The organism is Streptomyces sp. NPDC032822, from assembly GCF_055578825.1.
Map to the genome: position 1 here is coordinate 136,423 of NZ_JBVIOL010000003.1, position 16,005 is coordinate 152,427.

Consider the following 16,005-nt stretch of genomic DNA (forward strand, 5'->3'; position numbering starts at 1 on the left):
GAGGGGGACCTTTCAGGAGGCGGGGGGCTCGGCCCCCACGAGCCACATCGAGAAGAACTGCGATCCGCCTCCGTAAGCGTGCCCGAGCACCCGTCGAGCCCCCTCCACCTGGTGTTCTCCGGCCAGTCCGCGCACCTGGAGGGCCGCCTCCGCGAAGCGGATCATGCCGGAGGCGCCGATGGGATTGGTCGACAGGACGCCACCCGACATGTTGACGGGCAGGTCCCCGTCGAGCTCGGTGACCCCGGCCTCGGTGAGCTTCCAGCCCTCGCCCTCGGCGGCGAAGCCGAGGTTTTCCAGCCACATGGGCTCGTACCAGGAGAACGGCACGTACATCTCGACGGCGTCGATGTCCCGGCGCGGGTCGGCGATGCCGGCCTGTCGGTACACGTCGGCCGCGCAGTCCTTGCCGGCCTGCGGCGACACGGCGTCCTTGCCGGCGAAGAGGGTGGGTTCGCTGCGCATCGCGCCGCCGTGCAGCCAGGCGGGCGGCCGGGGCGAGCGGGCGGCTCCGGCGCGGTCGCTGAGGACCATCGCGCAGGCGCCGTCGGAGGAGGGGCAGGTCTCCGAGTAGCGGATCGGGTCCCAGAGCATGGGCGAGGCCTGGACCTTCTCCAGGGTGATGTCGTGCTCGTGGAGGTGGGCGTAGGGGTTCTTCAGCGCGTTGCGCCGGTCCTTGTAGGCGACCAGGGAGCCGACGGTGTCGGGCGCTCCGGTGCGCCGCATGTACGCGCGCACGTGCGGGGCGAAGAATCCGCCGGCCCCGGCCAGCAGCGGCTGCTGGAAGGGGATGGGCAGGGAGAGCCCCCACATGGCGTTGGACTCGGACTGCTTTTCGAAGGCGAGGGTGAGCACCGTGCCGTGGACACGGGCGGCTACCAGGCCCGCGGCGACCAGTGCCGTCGACCCGCCGACCGAGCCGGCCGTGTGTACCCGCAGCATGGGCTTGCCGACGGCGCCCAGCGCGTCGGCGAGGTAGAGCTCGGGCATCATGACGCCCTCGAAGAAGTCGGGCGCCTTGCCGATGACGACGGCGTCGATGTCCGCCCAGTCCAGTTCGGCGTCGTCCAGCGCCCTGCGCGCGGCCTCGCGCACGAGTCCGGCGATGGACACGTCCCGGCGTGCCGCCACGTGCTTGGTCTGGCCGATGCCTACGACGGCCACGGGCTCCTTGCTCATCGCGGATCCCCTTCGAGTACGGCGACCAGGTTCTGCTGGAGACAGGGGCCGGACGTGGCGTGGGCGAGGGCCCGGTCGGACTCGCCCCGGTGGATGCGGGCCGCGGCCTCGCCGATGCGGAGGAGTCCGGCGGCCATGACCGGGTTGGCGGCGAGGGCGCCGCCGGAGGGGTTGACCCGCACGTCGTCGCCGAGTGCGAGGGCCTTGCGCAGCACGACCTCCTGCGAGCTGAAGGGCGCGTGCAGTTCCGCGGTGTCGACGGGCCGTTCGAAGGCGCCCGCCCGCTCGGCGGCCAGGCGGGTGGAGGGTGAGTCGGTGAGGTCACGGACACCCAGGCCGTGGGCCTCGATGCGGTGGTCGATGCCACGGATCCAGGCGGGCCGCTCGCACAGTTCCCGGGCCCGGTCCCCCGCCGCGAGGACCACGGCGGCGGCGCCGTCGCCGACGGGCGGACAGTCGCCGGTGCGCAGGGGGCGTACGACGTACTCCCCCTGGATCCGACGGGACGTCGCATCGGCCCCGGCGTCGCGGCTGCGCGCCGCCACCGCGGCGAGCGCGGGTTCGTCCGTCTCGCCCGCGTCGATCAGCGCCTGGGCCTGGAGGGCGGCGAGGGCGACCGAGTCGGGCCACAGGGGGGCCACGTAGTACGGATCGAGCTGGCGGGTGAGGACGTCACGGACGGAGCCGGGGGTCGACTTGCCGTAGGAGTACACGAGTGCGGTGTCGGCGTCGCCGGTCAGCAGCTTGGTCCACGCCTCGTACAGCGCCCACGCGCCGTCCATCTCCACATGGGACTCGGAGATCGGCGGCCAGGCGCCGACGCCGTCGAGGGCGAGGGTGAAGGAGAAGGCTCGGCCGGCGAGGTAGTCGCAGGATCCGGAGCAGGTGAAGTCGATGTCCGCGGTCTTCAGGCCGGTCTGGTCGAGCACCTCGTGCAGGACGGGCATGAGCATCTCCACCTCGGAGAGCTCGTCGGCGATCCGCCGGTGGTCGGTGTGCGCGAAGGCGACGACGGCGACATCCCTGAGCGGTGGCATCTACAACAACTCCTTGTACGTCTCGTAGTCCGCGTCGGGCTCGCCGGTCGGCCGGTAGTGGTCGGGGTGGCGGGCCCCGTCCGTCCACACGGGTTCGACGCGCAGGCCCATGCGGACCTGGTCGTAGGGGATGCCTCCGATGCGGCCGTGCAGGGCGAGGTCGGCGCCGTCGAGGGCGATGTGCGCGTAGACGTACGGCACTTCGATGTCGAGGTTCTTCGCCTTGATGTTGACGATGCAGAAGGTGGTGACCGTGCCGCGGGGACCCACTTCCACCTGTTCCGATGTGGCCACCCCACATGTGGGGCACGCACCCCTCGGCGGTACGTACACCTTGCGGCAGGACGGGCAGCGTTCGCCGACGAGGCGCCGGTCGACGAGGGCGTGGAGGTAGGCGGACTGGGCCCGGCCGGGTGAGTAGGTGTAGTCGAGGCGGGCGGGGGCGACGATGCCGGTGACCGGGTTGTCGAACTCGCCGGTGTGGCCGGTCGGTTGGGCGGGGGCTCCGTCGTACGGCTCGAAGCAGGCGATGTCCGTGATGGCGCCCGTGCGTTCGCCGGCCCAGCGGATGCGGACGCGCATGCCGGTGTGCACGGCGTCCGGGCCGGGGGCGTCGAGGGCGTGCAGGAGGGCGGTGTCGGCGCCGTCGAGGCGGACCAGGACCCAGGCGAAGGGGGTGGACAGGGGCTGGCCGCGGCGCGGGGCGTGGTTCCAGGCCCAGGTGGTGACCGTGCCGGTGGGGGCGACCTCGACGAGGTCGCGGATCTCCTCGGCGGTGACGGGGTCGTACTCGACGGGCGGGACGAGTACGCGGCCACGGTCGCCCCCGGTCCGCACCCCGAGGACGACGCGTTCGCGCAGGCCGGTGAGGAAGGCGCTCTGGACGGGGCCCAGGGAGCGGGTGAAGGGGAACTCGACGACGAGCGGCGCTGTGAGGACTTCGGGCATCCCGGGTGTCTCCTTCTGCGGGAGGTCGGACGCGCTGGGCACGAGAGGTCGGACGCGCTGGTGGGGGTGGTCAGGCGCGCTTGTACTCGGGCGGTCGTTTCTCCGTGAAGGCGCGGGCGCCCTCCTTGGCGTCGGCGGTGTCGAAGATCGGCCATCCGCGCTTGAGTTCGGCGGCGAGCCCGTCGGCCTCTGTCATCTCGGCCGTCTCGTAGACGGACGCCTTGACGGCCTCGACGGCGAGCGGGCCGCAGGCGTTGATCTGGTCCGCGATCTCCAGGGCCTTGTCGAGTGCCGTGCCGTCGGGGACGACATGGCCGACCAGACCGATGCCGGCGGCCTCGCGGGCGGTGTAGGCGCGGCCGGTGAGCAGCATCTCCAGGGCGTGGGTGCGGGGGATCTGCCGTTGCAGCCGGACGGTGGAGCCGCCGATCGGGAACAGCCCGCGTTTGACCTCGAACAGCCCGAAGGTCGCCGACTCGCCCGCGACCCGGATGTCGGTGCCCTGGAGGATCTCCGTGCCGCCGGCGACGCAGTACCCCTCGACGGCGGCGATCACCGGCTTGCGGGGGCGGTGGTGACGCAGCATCGCCTTCCAGTGGAGGTCCGGATCCGCCTTGAGGCGGTCCCGGTGCCGCTCCCCTTCCATGCCCTTCCCCGCCAGGGCCTTGAGGTCCATGCCGGCGCAGAACGCGCCGCCCGCGCCGGTCAGCACGACCGAGCGGACCTCGTCGTCCTCGTCCGCCTCGATCCAGCCGTCGTACAGACCGACGAGCATGGACAGCGAGAGTGCGTTTTTGGCGTCGGGCCTGTTGAGCGTGAGCACCAGTGTGGCGCCGTGGCGCCGCACGGTGAGGTGTTCCGTCCCACCCATTGCCCATCTCCCCTCTCAAAGAACGAGAACAGGTTGCAGGAGGCGACCGGGCACTTCAAGGGTTTTCTGACACATAGTCAGATTTCTTCGGCGCGGACCCTTCACAGTTGCCGCGCCCTTTGCTCTGATGACCGGCGAACCGTCGGAGTGCCAGGGCATGTTCCGCCGGACGGCCCTGGGCCCGTCCGAGGTCAGGAGGAGCGGTGGAGTACAACCTTGCCGACCTGTTCGAGTCGGTCGTCGACGTGGTCCCGGACCGCGAGGCGCTTGTGTACATCGACCATCCCGGTACGGGTGCGGAACGCCGTCTGACGTACGCCGAACTGGACGCCGCCGCCAACCGCGTCGGCCATCATCTCCTCGACAGCGGGGTGCGCCCCGGCGAGCATGTCGGGCTCCACCTCTACAACGGCATCGAGTACCTGCAGACCGTGCTCGGCTGCCTGAAGGCGCGGATCGTCCCGGTGAACGTCAACTACCGGTACGTGGAAGATGAGTTGGTCTACCTCTACCGGGACGCCGACCTGGTGGGTCTGGTCTTCGAGGCCGAGTTCACCGACCGGGTGACGGCGGCGCTGCCGCAGGCGGAGGCGTTGCGGCATCTGGTGCGGGTGGGGGATGCCGGACGACGGGCGGCCTCGGACGCGGACCCGCGCGAGGGTTCGGCCCCGGGTGCGGGTGCGGTGCCCGTCGTGGCCTTCGCGGACGCCGAGGCCTCCGGATCGCCCGAGCGCGGGTTCCCGCCCCGGTCGGGCGACGACCAGTTCATCATCTACACCGGCGGCACCACCGGGATGCCCAAGGGTGTGATGTGGCGCCAGGAGGACCTGTTCTTCTCGGGGCTCGGCGGTGGCGCGCCGACCGGGGAGCCGGTCGGCAAACCGGAGGAGCTCGCCGAGCGGGTGGCGGCCGGCGGCGCGGGGATCACCTTCTTCCCGGCTCCCCCGCTCATGCACGGCACGTCCACGCTCACGGCGTTCATCGGGTTCCACTTCGGCCAACGCGTCGTGCTGCACCGCAAGTTCGTGCCCGAGGAAGTCCTGCGGACGATCGAGAAGGAGAAGGTCACCAGCATGTCGCTGGTGGGCGACGCGATGCTGCGCCCGTTGATCGACGCGCTCGAAGGCCCGCTGAAGGGCGCCGACCTGTCGTCGATGTTCAGCGTGTCCTCGTCCGGGGCGATCATGTCGGACACCGTGCGCAGGCAGTTCCAGGCGCTCGTGCCGAACGTGATGCTGCTCAACAACTTCGGCTCCTCCGAGTCCGGCTTCAACGGCACGGCGACGGAGGACTCCGGCCCCGAGCGGGGCTTCCGTGTCCGGGTCAACTCCCGTACACAGGTGGTCGATCCGGCCACCCACGAACCGGTGGCGGTCGGCGAGGTGGGCCGGGTCGCCCAGTGCGGCCATGTCCCGCTCGGCTACTACAACGACCCCCGCAAGACCGCCGAGACCTTCTTCGAGAAGGACGGCCGGCGCTGGGTCCTGCTCGGCGACATGGCCACGGTCGACGAGGAGGGCGTGGTCACCGTCCTCGGCCGCGGCTCGCAGTGCATCAACACGGGCGGCGAGAAGGTGTACCCGGAGGAGGTCGAGCAGGCACTCAAGTCCCACCCCGACGTGTACGACGCGCTGGTCGCCGGGGTGCCGGACGCGAAGTGGGGCCACCATGTCGCGGCCGTGGTGCAGCTGCGCGCCGGAGCGGCCCACCCCTCTCTGGAGGACATCCAGGGACACTGCCGCACCCGCCTCGCCGGGTACAAGATCCCCCGCCAACTGGTCCTCGCGGACGCCGTGCGGCGCTCGCCCAGCGGCAAGGCGGACTATCGGTGGGCGCGGGAGGTGGCGGTGACCGAGGACCGGTGAGCCGCCGCCGACGCCCCCCATGTGTGGTCCCACCACACGGGAACGCGACGACGACACGCGAGAAAGTCAGGACCCACCTCTTGCCCGTGCCGGGACGGCCTGGATTACTGATCCCGAACACCACGACCGAATGATCGGTCGCCTGGATTGTCGTGCTGGGTGAGGGCGAGGTGCCGAGGGTGGCCGGTGCGGACCTGTTGGACTCGGGGGAACGGCTCGACGAAGCGGCGTTGCGGGTGCTGCAGTGCGAGCGGCTGAGAAAGTCGCTGCGGCACGCGTACGACAACGTGCCGTTCTACCGGGAGTCCTTCGACAAGGCCGGCGTGCGTCCGGAGGACTGCCGCTCCCTCGCCGACCTGGCCCGTTTCCCCTTCACCACCAAGGCGGACCTGCGCGAGAACTATCCGTACGGGATGTTCGCCGTCCCCCAGGACCGCGTCCGGCGCATCCACGCGTCGAGCGGCACCACCGGACGGCCGACCGTCGTCGGATACACCGAGGGCGACCTCTCCCTGTGGGCCGACATGGTGGCACGTTCCCTCCGCGCGGCCGGCGCGCGGGCCGGGGACAAGGTGCATGTGGCCTACGGCTATGGCCTCTTCACCGGCGGGCTCGGCGCGCACTACGGGGCCGAACGGCTTGGCTGTACGGTCATTCCCGCGTCCGGCGGGATGACGGCCCGCCAGGTCCGGCTGATCCAGGACCTGGGGCCCGAGGTCATCATGGTGACCCCGTCGTACATGCTGACGCTCCTCGACGAGTTCGAGCGCCAGGGCGTCGACCCGCGCGGCACGTCCCTGCGGGTGGGCGTGTTCGGGGCGGAGCCCTGGACCGAGGCGATGCGGACGGAGATCGAGGAGCGGTTCGCGATCGACGCGGTCGACATATACGGGCTGTCGGAGGTGATCGGTCCGGGGGTCGCGCAGGAGTGTGTGGAGACCAAGGACGGTCTGCATGTGTGGGAGGACCATTTCCTGCCGGAGATCGTCGACCCGATCACCGGTGAGGTGCTGCCGGACGGTGAGCGGGGCGAGTTGGTCTTCACCTCGCTGACCAAGGAGGCGATGCCGGTCGTCCGGTACCGGACCCGGGACCTGACGCGGCTGCTGCCGGGCACGGCCCGCGTCTTCCGGCGGATGGAGAAGGTCACCGGCCGCAGCGACGACATGGTGATCCTGCGCGGGGTGAACCTCTTCCCCACCCAGATCGAGGAGATCGTGCTGCGCACCCCGGCTGTCGCGCCCCACTTCCAGCTCCGGCTCACCCGCGAGGGCCGCCTCGACGCCCTCACCATACGGGCGGAGGCCCGCCCCGGCGCCACGCCCGAGGACCGGGACGCCGCCGCCCGGACCATCACGGCGGCCGTGAAGGACGGCATCGGGGTGTCGGTCGCCGTCGAGATCGTCGAACCGGAGTCGCTGGAGCGGTCCGTGGGCAAGATCCGCCGGATCGTGGACCTGCGGACGCGTGAGGACATGGGCCGGGGATAGCCCACCCTCGCCTCGACCACGACCTCAGCCCCGGCCCGGCCCTGACGCCGACATCGCGTCCGCCGCCGGGCTCCTCACGGAGAGACGGAGCGGCGCGCGCTCTCCCCGTGAGACGTGCTTGCGTAACCTCGTGTGGTGCGGGGGCTCCTGGTCGATCGGTGTTCTCCGTGTCCGATCGAGACGGGAGTCATGATGACCGAACTGTGGAGTACCGATACTCCGGGAGTGATCCGGCTTCCTTCGGGACGGCTGATGCGGGGGCGGGGTCTGAGGTATGACCTGCCGGAGGGTCAGAAACCCACGCTCGCCGTGCACTTGACGGGTCGCCGGCCGCCCGAGCCGCCCTGGGAGTCCCTCTGGGTGCCTTGGCGGGACTTCTGGCTGCCCACCGACCCCGATGACGCGATGCGTCAGCTCCGCCTCGCCTACGACCGCGCGAGGACCGAACGTGTCGAGGTCTGTTGCGGGGGCGGGGTCGGGCGGACCGGTACGGCACTGTCCGCGATGTGCGTCTTCGAGGGCATGGATCCCGAGGAGGCCGTCGTCTGGACACGGCACACCTACCACTCCCGGGCGGTCGAGATGCCCTGGCAACGGCGGTTCATCCGCCGGGTCTTCACCACCGACGCACCCGACTCACGGCGGTCATAGCCCTGTTGACCCCCAGGAGACCGGACCGGAGGCCAAAGCCCTCCCTCTGTCGCGCGGTCCGAGGGCGCGCCTCCGGGGTACGCCGCCACCGCGGAGTGCCGGGTACGCCGGGGGCGACAGGGCCGCTAGGCGCCGGAGAACCGTTCCCTGAGTTCCCGCTTGAGGATCTTGCCGCTCGCGTTGCGCGGCAGTTCCTCCACGAACACCACCCGCTTCGGGGCCTTGAAGTGGGCGAGTTCCTCGCGGGCGTGGGCGATGAGGTCCTCCTCCGTGACCTCGCCGCGTGGCACGACGACGGCCGTGACGGCCTCGATCCACCGTTCGTCGGGGAGGCCGATCACGGCGACCTCGGCGACGGCGTCGTGCGTGTAGAGCACGTCCTCGACCTGGCGTGAGGCGATCAGCACGCCACCGGAGTTGATGACGTCCTTCACCCGGTCGACGATCGTGAAGAAGCCCTGGGCGTCGCGCACCGCGAGGTCGCCGGAGCGGAACCAGCCGTCTCGGAAGGCCGCGGCCGTCTCCTCGGGCTTGTCCCAGTAGCCCTCGCAGAGCTGCGGGGACCGGTAGACGATCTCGCCGGGCGTGCCGTCGGGCACGTCCTTGCCGTCCTCGTCGACCACCCGGGCGTCCACGAAGAGGACGGTCCGGCCGCAGGAGTCCATGCGGCGCTTGTGCTCCTCGGGGGCCAGGACGGTGGCCAGCGGGCCGATCTCGCTCTGGCCGAAGCAGTTGTAGAAGGCGAGTTTGGGGAGGCGTTCACGCAGCCGCTCCAGGACGGGCACCGGCATGATCGAGGCGCCGTAGTAGGCCTTGCGCAGACCGCTCAGGTCACGGGAGGAGAAGTCCGCGCGGTTCGCCAGGCCGATCCAGACCGTGGGCGGGGCGAACAGGCTGTCCGCGCGGCCGGCCTCGATCAGGTCGAAGAGACGGTCGCCGTCCGGCGCGTCGAGGATGACGTTGGTCGCCCCGACGGCGAGGTAGGGCAGCAGGAACACGTGCAGCTGGGCCGAGTGGTAGAGCGGCAGCGAGTGCACCGGCCGGTCGCCCGCGCTGAGGTCGAGGGCGGTGATCGCGCTCAGGTACTCGTGCACCAGGGCGCGGTGCGTCATCATCGCGCCCTTGGGCAGGGCCGTCGTCCCGGAGGTGTACAGCAGTTGCACCAGTTCGTCGCCGCGCGGTTCGGGGCCGTCGTAGGCGGGCGTCGAGGGCAGCCGGGCCAGCAGGGAGTCCTCGGCGTCGCGCAGGGGCAGGGTGCGGACACCGGCGGGGAGCCGGCCGGCGAGGTCCGGGTCGGTGAGGACCAGGGAGCTGCCGGACTGGCCGACGAGGTAGGCGAGGTCGTCGCCGGTCAGGTTCTGGTTGACCGGCACATGGACGAGGCCCGCGCGGGCGCAGGCGAGGAAGCCGATGAGGTAGGCGTCGGAGTTGTGGCCGTAGGAGCCGACCCGGTCGCCGGGGGCGAGGCCTTGGTCGAGCAGGAGACTCGCCGCGCGGGACACGGCCTCGTCGAGCTCCTGGTAGGTCCAGGCGCGGTCGCCGTACTCCACGGCGACCCGTGCCGGGGTGCGTCGGGCGCTGCGTCGCAGCACCCCGTCAACCGTGCTGCCGTGTCCTGGCGTCATGACACATGATCCTCGTTCCACGGCAGAAGGAGGTCAAGCACCGGGGTGCCGGACACCTACCTGCCGGTACGCTCAACCATCCCTTCCCTCAATGACGTTGGGAGGCACGATGCGCACCCGCCTCAGACGAACCGTCGTCGCGGCCGTCGCCCTGCTCACCGCCGCCACCGCCCTGCCGGAGGCCGCCGCACAGAGCCGAGAGCGATCCGAACACCCGTCCCGCGGCGGCCTGTCCGCCGTCGTCCGCTACACCGAGTACGGCATTCCGCACATCGTCGCGAAGGATTACGCGAACCTCGGCTTCGGTACCGGGTGGGCGCAGGCCGCCGACCAGGTGTGCACGCTCGCCGACGGCTTCCTGACCGTACGCGGCGACCGCTCGCGTTTCTTCGGGCCCGACGCGGCGCCGGACCTCTCGCTCTCCTCGGCCGCGAAGAACCTCTCCAGCGACCTCTACTTCCGCGGGGTGCGGGAGGCGGGCACGGTGGAGAAGCTGCTCGCCGAGCCGGCGCCGCGCGGACCGAGCCGGCAGTCGAAGGACCTGATGCGGGGCTTCGCGGCGGGCTACAACGCCTGGCTGAAGCAGAACCGGGTCACCGACCCGGCGTGCCGGGGTGCCGACTGGGTGCGACCGGTGACGGCCCTGGACGTGGCGGCGCGCGGCTTCGCCCTGTCCGTGCTCGGCGGGCAGGGCCGTGGCGTGGACGGGATCACGGCGGCGCAGCCGCCGACCGGCACCACGACGGCCTCGCGGGTCACGCCTGCCGCTCCGGACGCCCAGGACACCGCCCGTGCGGCGCGTGAGCTCCTCGCCGACACCGCCGACATGGGGTCCAACGCGGTCGCGTTCGGCGGCGCCACGACGGCGAACGGCCGCGGCCTGCTGCTGGGCAACCCGCACTACCCGTGGCAGGGCGGGCGGCGCTTCTGGCAGGCGCAGCAGACCATTCCCGGTGAGCTCAACGTCTCCGGTGGCTCCCTGCTCGGCTCGGCGACCGTGTCCATCGGGCACAACGCACATGTGGCGTGGAGCCACACCGTCGCGACGGGCGTCCCCCTCAACCTCCACCAGCTGACGCTGGACCCGGCCGACCCGACGGCGTATCTCGTCGACGGCAGGTCGGAGCGGATGACGAAACGCACGGTCACCGTGGCGGTCAAGGACGGCACCGCGGTGTCGCGGACCCAGTGGTGGACGCGGTACGGCCCGGTCGTCACCTCGCTCGGTGCCGCGCTGCCGCTGCCGTGGACGGCCACGACGGCGTACGCGCTCAACGATCCGAACGCCGCGAACCTGCGCGCCTCCGACACCGCGCTGGGCTTCGGCAAGGCCCGCAGCACGGCCCAGGTCCTCGGCTCGCTGACGCGCACACAGGGGCTGCCCTGGGTGAACACGGTCGCCGCCGACTCCGGCGGGCACACGCTGTTCACGCAGTCGCAGGTGCTTCCGCGGATCACCGACGAACTGGCCCAGCGCTGCTCCACCGGTCTCGGCCGGGTCACCTACCCCTCGTCCGGGCTCGCGATCCTCGACGGTTCGCGCGGCGACTGCGCGCTCGGCAACGACGAGGACGCCGTGCAGCCGGGAACCTTCGGCCCGGCGCGGATGCCGACCCTCAAGGACGCCCCGTACGCGGAGAACTCCAACGACAGTGCCTGGCTGGCCAACGCGGACCGGCCGCTGACCGGGTACGAGCGGGTCTTCGGCACGGTCGGCACCCAGCGGTCGATGCGGACACGGGGCGCTGTCGAGGACGTGGCGGCGCTGGCCGGGGAAGGCGGCCTGACCGTTCGGGATCTGCAGGCGCAGCAGTTCGCCAACCGGGTGCCCGCCGGTGACCTGACCGCCGACGACGCGGCGAAGGCGTGCGCCGCGCTGCCGGGCTCCACCGCGACGGGCACTGACGGCAAGGCCGTCGATGTCACGGAGGCCTGCGCGGTGATCGCCGCGTGGGACCGGACGACGGACACCGGGAGCCGGGGGGCGCTGCTCTTCGACCGGTTCTGGCGCCGGCTCACGGCCCTCGTGCCGGCCGCGCAGCTGTGGAAGGTGCCGTTCTCCGCGGCGGACCCGGTCCGGACGCCGAACACGCTCAACACGGCCGCGCCGGGCTTCGCCACCGCCCTCGCGGACGCGGTCGGCGAGTTGCGGGCGGCGGGCATCGCGCTCGGCTCCCGGCTCGGGGAGCACCAGTTCGTCGTACGGGACGGGCGGCGCATCCCCGTTCCCGGCGGCACGGAGTCGCTGGGGGTGTGGAACAAGGTCGAGCCGGTGTGGAATCCGGCGGGCGGCGGCTACACGGAGGTGACGACGGGCTCCAGCTACATCCAGGCCGTGGGCTGGGACGGCGGCCGCTGCCCGGTGGCCCGGACGCTGCTGACGTACTCCCAGTCCTCGAATCCGCACTCGTCGCACTTCAGCGACCAGACCCGGTTGTTCTCCGGTGAGAGGTGGGTGACGTCCCGGTTCTGTGAGCGGGACATCCTGTCCTCGCCGGCGCTGAAGATCGTCTTCGTACGGGAGCGCTGAACCTGTGGTCCCGTCCCACACGGGGCGGGACCACACTCCCGGTCAGGTGACGATGTGGCCGAGCTTGTCGGGGTTGAGGACGGCGTAGAGGCCGTCGATACGGCCGTCCCGGACGTCGATCGTGACGAGCTGGTCGATGCCGTCGACCGTGATGGCGAGGGCGGGGCGGGCGTTGACGTCCACGCGGCGCGGCGCGCCGAAGGAGTAGCGGGCGACCAGGTCCGCGGCGAAGGCGATGACCTGCTCGCGGCCCTCGACGGGCCACAGGGCGGCCCGGACCTTGCCGCCGCCGTCGCTCCAGGCGACGACGTCCTCGCTCAGCAGGGGGATCAGCCGGGTCCGGTCGCCGCTCTGCGAAGCCTCCAGGAACCGCGCCAGCAGCTTCGCGTGATCGTCCTCGGAGAGGGCGAACCGGTCGCGTCGCGCGGCGAGTCGGCGCCCGGCGCGCAGATGCATCTGCCGGCAGTTCGTCTCGGTGGCGTCGAGGATCCGCGCGATCTCGCCGTAAGGGAGTTCGAAGGTCTCGCGCAGGACGAAAACCGCGCGCTCCGAGGGTGACAGGCGCTCCATCAAGTGGACGGTGGCGAAGGCGACGGTGTCCCGCAGCGCGGTCGAGCCCAGTGGGCCGAGCGCGTCGGTGGCCACCGGTTCGGGCAGCCAGGGCCCGGTGTAGGCGGCACGGGTCACCTGGGCGGCCTTGAGCCGGTCGACGGCGCGCCGCGCGATGAGGGTGACGAGGAATGCCCGGGGTTCGGGGATCCCGGCGCGCTCGGTGCCGGTCCACCGCAGGTGGACGTCCTGGACGACGTCCTCGGCGTCCCACATGCTGCCGAGCAGCCGGTAGGCGAGCCCGAGCAGCAGGGGGCGATTTGTCTCGAACTGCTCGGTCGCCGGCTCCGGGGTTTCCAATTTCCGTGTCCTTCCCAGTCGTTCGGTGCGGTGGTCGCCATCAGTGCGGATGCCCCAGTCAACTCCGCTGTGTCCCAGTCGCGCCACCCGGCGTGACAGGTACGCCGGGAGGCGGTAGGGACGGCGTGCGCGTCGTCCGCCCGCGCACGCCGTTCATGATGGCGACCTGCCGCCCGAAGGATCCGTCGAAGACCCGGATCGACTCGGGAGCTTCACGGCGGTCACACGGGTCGCGTACGTCCCTCCCAGTACGGGTCCCGCAGCCGCCGCTTGTACAGCTTGCCGTTGGGGTCCCGCGGCATCTCGTCGATGAAGTCGACGCTCTTGGGCCGCTTGTAGCCGGCGAGCCGCTCGGCGCAGTGGTCGAGGAGTTCGGCGGCCAGGTCGGGCCCGGGCTGCCGGCCGGGGGCGGCCTCGACGACGGCCTTGACCTCCTCGCCCCAGTCGTCGTGCGGGATGCCGAAGGCGGCGGCGTCGGCGACGGCGGGGTGGGCGAGCAGGGCGGACTCGATCTCGGCGGGGTAGATGTTGACGCCGCCCGAGATGATCATGTCGATCTTGCGGTCGCGGAGGAAGAGATAGCCGTCCTCGTCGAGGAGACCGAGGTCGCCGACGGTGAAGAAGTCGCCGATGCGGTTCTTCCGCGTCTTGTCCTCGTCCTTGTGGTAGGAGAAGCCGCCGGTGTTCATCTTCAGGTAGACCGTGCCGAGTTCGCCGGGCGGCAGCCGGTTGCCGTCGTCGTCGAAGATCGCGAGTTCGCTGATCGGCCAGGCCTTGCCGACCGTGCCGGGCTTCTTCAGCCAGTCCTCCGCGGTCGCGAAGGCGCCACCGCCCTCGCTGGCGGCGTAGTACTCCTCCACACAGGGCCCCCACCAGTCGAGCATCGCGCGCTTGACGTGGTCGGGGCACGGGGCGGCACCGTGGATGGCGTGCCGCATGGACGAGACGTCGTAGCGCGCCTTCACGTCGTCCGGCACGGCCAGCAGCCGGTGGAACTGGGTCGGGACCATATGGGTGTGCGTGCAACCGTGGGCGTCGATGAGGTGGAGCATCTCCTCGGGCGTCCACTTGTCCATCAGGACCAGCCGGTGGCCGATGTGCAGGGACGCGCCGGCGAACTGGAGCACGGCCGTGTGGTAGAGCGGCGAGCAGACGAGGTGCACGTTGTCGCCGAAGGGGAGGATGCCGAAGATGCCGAGGAAGCCGCCGAGGTAGGCCTCCTCGGGGAGCTTGCCGGGCAGTGGGCGCCGGATGCCGCGCGGTCGGCCGGTGGTGCCCGAGGTGTAGTTCATGACCCAGCCGAGGGTGCGGTCGGCGGGCGGCGACTCCGGTTGTCCGTCGAGGAGTTCGGCGTAGGGCCGGAAGCCCTCGACCGTGCCGACGGCGTACCGGTGGGTGGCCGGGAGGCTGGCCTCGTCGGCGGCGTGGCGGGCGGGGCCGGCGAACCGTTCGTGGGTGAGGAGCACCTTGGATCCGGAGTCGGCGACGATCCAGGCGATCTCGGGGCCGACGAGGTGGTGGTTGACGGGGACCAGATAGAAGCCGGCCTGGCTGGCGGCGAGGTAGGCGGTGAAGAACTCGGGTCCGTTGGGCAGCACGACGGCGAAGGCGTCGCCGCGCTCCAGCCCGGCGGCGCGCAGGCCGTGGACGAGCCGGTTGACGGCGGCGTGCAGCCGCCCGGCGCTCCACCGCTCCCCGTCGGGGGCGATGAGAACCGTGCGGTCGGGGTCGGCCATGGCCTGGGCCCAGAAGCCTGCGGGAGGTGTGGTCGTCATGTGCCGCTCCTTCCGGCGATGCGGTTGACACGGTCGACGGCCTTCTCGAAGCCGCGGGTGAGGTCGTCGAAGACGGCCTGGACACTGCGTTCGCTGTTCATCCGGCCGACGATCTGGCCGACGGGCGTACCGAGCAGCGGGTCGATCTCGTACTTCTGGATGCGGGAGACGGCATCGGCGACCAGCAGGCCCTGCAGGGGCATGGGCAGGGTTCCGGGGCCGTCGGGGTCGTCCCAGGCGTCGGTCCACTCGGTGCGCAGCTGGCGGGCCGGTTTTCCGGTGAGGGCGCGGGAGCGGACGGTGTCCCCGGAGCCGGCGGCGAGCAGTTTCCGGGTCACGGCGGGCGAGTGCATGTCAGCCTCTGTGGTGGTCAGCCACAGGGAGCCCAGCCACACACCCTGGGCGCCGAGGGCCAGTGCGGCCGCCACCTGTTGCCCGCTCCCGATCCCCCCTGCGGCCAGTACGGGCAGCGGGTCGACGGCCTCGACGACCTCGGGGGTGAGCACCATGGAGGCGATCTCGCCGGTGTGGCCGCCGGCCTCGTAGCCCTGGGCGACGACGATGTCGATGCCCCCCTCCTGGTGCTTGCGGGCGTGCCGGGCGCTGCCCGCGAGGGCGGCGACGAGCACGTCCTGCTCGTGGGCGCGGGCCACCACGTCGGCCGGCGGGGAGCCCAGGGCGTTGGCGAGCAGCCGGATCGGATAGTCGAAGGCCACGTCGAGCTGGTTGCGGGCGACCTGCTCCATCCAGCCGGTGATGCGCCAGCCGGAGGCCTCGCCCTCGGCGAGTTCGGGGACGCCGTACTTGGCGAGGGTGTCCCGGACGAACTGCCGGTGCGCCTCGGGGATCATCGCCTCGACATCGGCTTCCGTCAGCGTCTGGTGGTCCGGGGCCTCCACCTTCTTAGCGGGCATGACGACGTCCAGGCCGTACGGCCTGCCGTCGACATGCGCCTCGATCCAGTCGAGGTCGCGTTTGAGGTCGTCGGGCGCGGTGTAGCGGACCGCGCCGAGCACGCCGAGGCCGCCGGCCCGGCTGATGGCCGCGGCGACGGCGGGGAACGGCGTGAAGCCGAAGACGGCGTGCTCGATTCCCAGTGTCCTGCTCAGCTCCGTCTGCATGGGC

12 protein-coding genes are annotated in these 16,005 nt (G+C 71.5%); 4 read left to right on the forward strand and 8 right to left on the reverse strand.

From position 1 onward, the window contains the following. Window positions 1-12: 12 nt before the first annotated feature. The 4 genes from ACZ5VD_RS09780 to ACZ5VD_RS09795 form a co-directional block, all read right to left on the reverse strand. Entirely contained in the window at window positions 13-1,179 is a 1,167-nt protein-coding gene (locus tag ACZ5VD_RS09780; RefSeq protein WP_468551978.1) for a thiolase domain-containing protein, read from the reverse strand. Next, window positions 1,176-2,216 (reverse strand): thiolase domain-containing protein, encoded by a 1,041-nt coding sequence (locus ACZ5VD_RS09785; RefSeq protein ID WP_468681806.1) that lies wholly within the window; start codon window positions 2,214-2,216, stop codon window positions 1,176-1,178. Before ACZ5VD_RS09785 ends, ACZ5VD_RS09780 begins: the two co-directional genes overlap by 4 nt. After that, on the reverse strand, window positions 2,217-3,164 hold the full coding sequence (locus tag ACZ5VD_RS09790; protein ID WP_468551976.1) for a Zn-ribbon domain-containing OB-fold protein: 948 nt from the start codon (window positions 3,162-3,164) through the stop codon (window positions 2,217-2,219). Between the two features lie 70 nt (window positions 3,165-3,234). Next, the gene (locus ACZ5VD_RS09795) at window positions 3,235-4,035 is read right to left on the reverse strand and encodes a crotonase/enoyl-CoA hydratase family protein (protein ID WP_468551975.1); all 801 of its coding nucleotides are present in this window, start codon (window positions 4,033-4,035) and stop codon (window positions 3,235-3,237) included. 203 nt (window positions 4,036-4,238) lie between these two features. Between ACZ5VD_RS09795 and ACZ5VD_RS09800 the strand changes: the two genes are divergently transcribed. The 3 genes from ACZ5VD_RS09800 to ACZ5VD_RS09810 all read left to right on the forward strand — a co-directional run bounded on the left by ACZ5VD_RS09800 (window position 4,239) and on the right by ACZ5VD_RS09810 (window position 8,041). Further along, window positions 4,239-5,900 (forward strand): acyl-CoA synthetase, encoded by a 1,662-nt coding sequence (locus tag ACZ5VD_RS09800; RefSeq protein ID WP_468681809.1) that lies wholly within the window; start codon window positions 4,239-4,241, stop codon window positions 5,898-5,900. Window positions 5,901-6,079: 179 nt separating this feature from the next. Beyond that, on the forward strand, window positions 6,080-7,390 hold the full coding sequence (paaK, locus tag ACZ5VD_RS09805; protein ID WP_468681811.1) for a phenylacetate--CoA ligase PaaK: 1,311 nt from the start codon (window positions 6,080-6,082) through the stop codon (window positions 7,388-7,390). 315 nt (window positions 7,391-7,705) lie between these two features. Further along, complete coding sequence (locus ACZ5VD_RS09810) at window positions 7,706-8,041, forward strand: protein-tyrosine phosphatase family protein (RefSeq protein WP_468681814.1); 336 nt, start codon at window positions 7,706-7,708, stop codon at window positions 8,039-8,041. Between the two features lie 125 nt (window positions 8,042-8,166). Here ACZ5VD_RS09810 and ACZ5VD_RS09815 read toward each other — a convergent pair whose 3' ends face one another. Further along, on the reverse strand, window positions 8,167-9,666 hold the full coding sequence (locus tag ACZ5VD_RS09815) for an acyl-CoA synthetase (protein ID WP_468681817.1): 1,500 nt from the start codon (window positions 9,664-9,666) through the stop codon (window positions 8,167-8,169). A 109-nt stretch (window positions 9,667-9,775) separates the two neighbouring features. Here ACZ5VD_RS09815 and ACZ5VD_RS09820 point away from each other — a divergent pair, with 109 nt between their 5' ends. Next, window positions 9,776-12,196, forward strand: a complete 2,421-nt coding sequence (locus ACZ5VD_RS09820; protein WP_468681819.1) for a penicillin acylase family protein — start codon at window positions 9,776-9,778, stop codon at window positions 12,194-12,196. Between the two features lie 42 nt (window positions 12,197-12,238). Here the strand turns inward: ACZ5VD_RS09820 and sigJ are convergent, their stop codons facing one another. The 3 genes from sigJ to ACZ5VD_RS09835 form a co-directional block, all read right to left on the reverse strand. Further along, window positions 12,239-13,105 carry an RNA polymerase sigma factor SigJ gene (gene sigJ, locus ACZ5VD_RS09825; RefSeq protein ID WP_468551969.1) on the reverse strand — a complete coding sequence of 289 codons (867 nt, stop codon included), beginning with the start codon at window positions 13,103-13,105 and terminating at the stop codon, window positions 12,239-12,241. A gap of 221 nt (window positions 13,106-13,326) precedes the next feature. Next, complete coding sequence (locus ACZ5VD_RS09830; protein ID WP_468551968.1) at window positions 13,327-14,880, reverse strand: acyl-CoA synthetase; 1,554 nt, start codon at window positions 14,878-14,880, stop codon at window positions 13,327-13,329. Continuing rightward, entirely contained in the window at window positions 14,877-16,001 is a 1,125-nt protein-coding gene (locus tag ACZ5VD_RS09835; RefSeq protein ID WP_468551967.1) for an NAD(P)H-dependent flavin oxidoreductase, read from the reverse strand. The genes ACZ5VD_RS09830 and ACZ5VD_RS09835 overlap by 4 nt, the downstream gene beginning before the upstream one ends. Window positions 16,002-16,005: the final 4 nt, after the last annotated feature.

Excerpts from the sequence above, each read along its gene's own strand:
- ACZ5VD_RS09785 (WP_468681806.1), bottom strand. The coding sequence starts at position 2,216 with ATGCCACCGCTCAGGGATGTCGCCGTCGTCGCCTTCGCGCACACCGAC.
- ACZ5VD_RS09830 (WP_468551968.1), bottom strand. The coding sequence starts at position 14,880 with ATGACGACCACACCTCCCGCAGGCTTCTGGGCCCAGGCCATGGCCGAC.
- ACZ5VD_RS09780 (WP_468551978.1), bottom strand. The coding sequence starts at position 1,179 with ATGAGCAAGGAGCCCGTGGCCGTCGTAGGCATCGGCCAGACCAAGCAC.
- ACZ5VD_RS09795 (WP_468551975.1), bottom strand. The coding sequence starts at position 4,035 with ATGGGTGGGACGGAACACCTCACCGTGCGGCGCCACGGCGCCACACTG.
- ACZ5VD_RS09790 (WP_468551976.1), bottom strand. The coding sequence starts at position 3,164 with ATGCCCGAAGTCCTCACAGCGCCGCTCGTCGTCGAGTTCCCCTTCACC.
- ACZ5VD_RS09820 (WP_468681819.1), top strand. The coding sequence starts at position 9,776 with ATGCGCACCCGCCTCAGACGAACCGTCGTCGCGGCCGTCGCCCTGCTC.
- ACZ5VD_RS09835 (WP_468551967.1), bottom strand. The coding sequence starts at position 16,001 with ATGCAGACGGAGCTGAGCAGGACACTGGGAATCGAGCACGCCGTCTTC.
- ACZ5VD_RS09815 (WP_468681817.1), bottom strand. The coding sequence starts at position 9,666 with ATGACGCCAGGACACGGCAGCACGGTTGACGGGGTGCTGCGACGCAGC.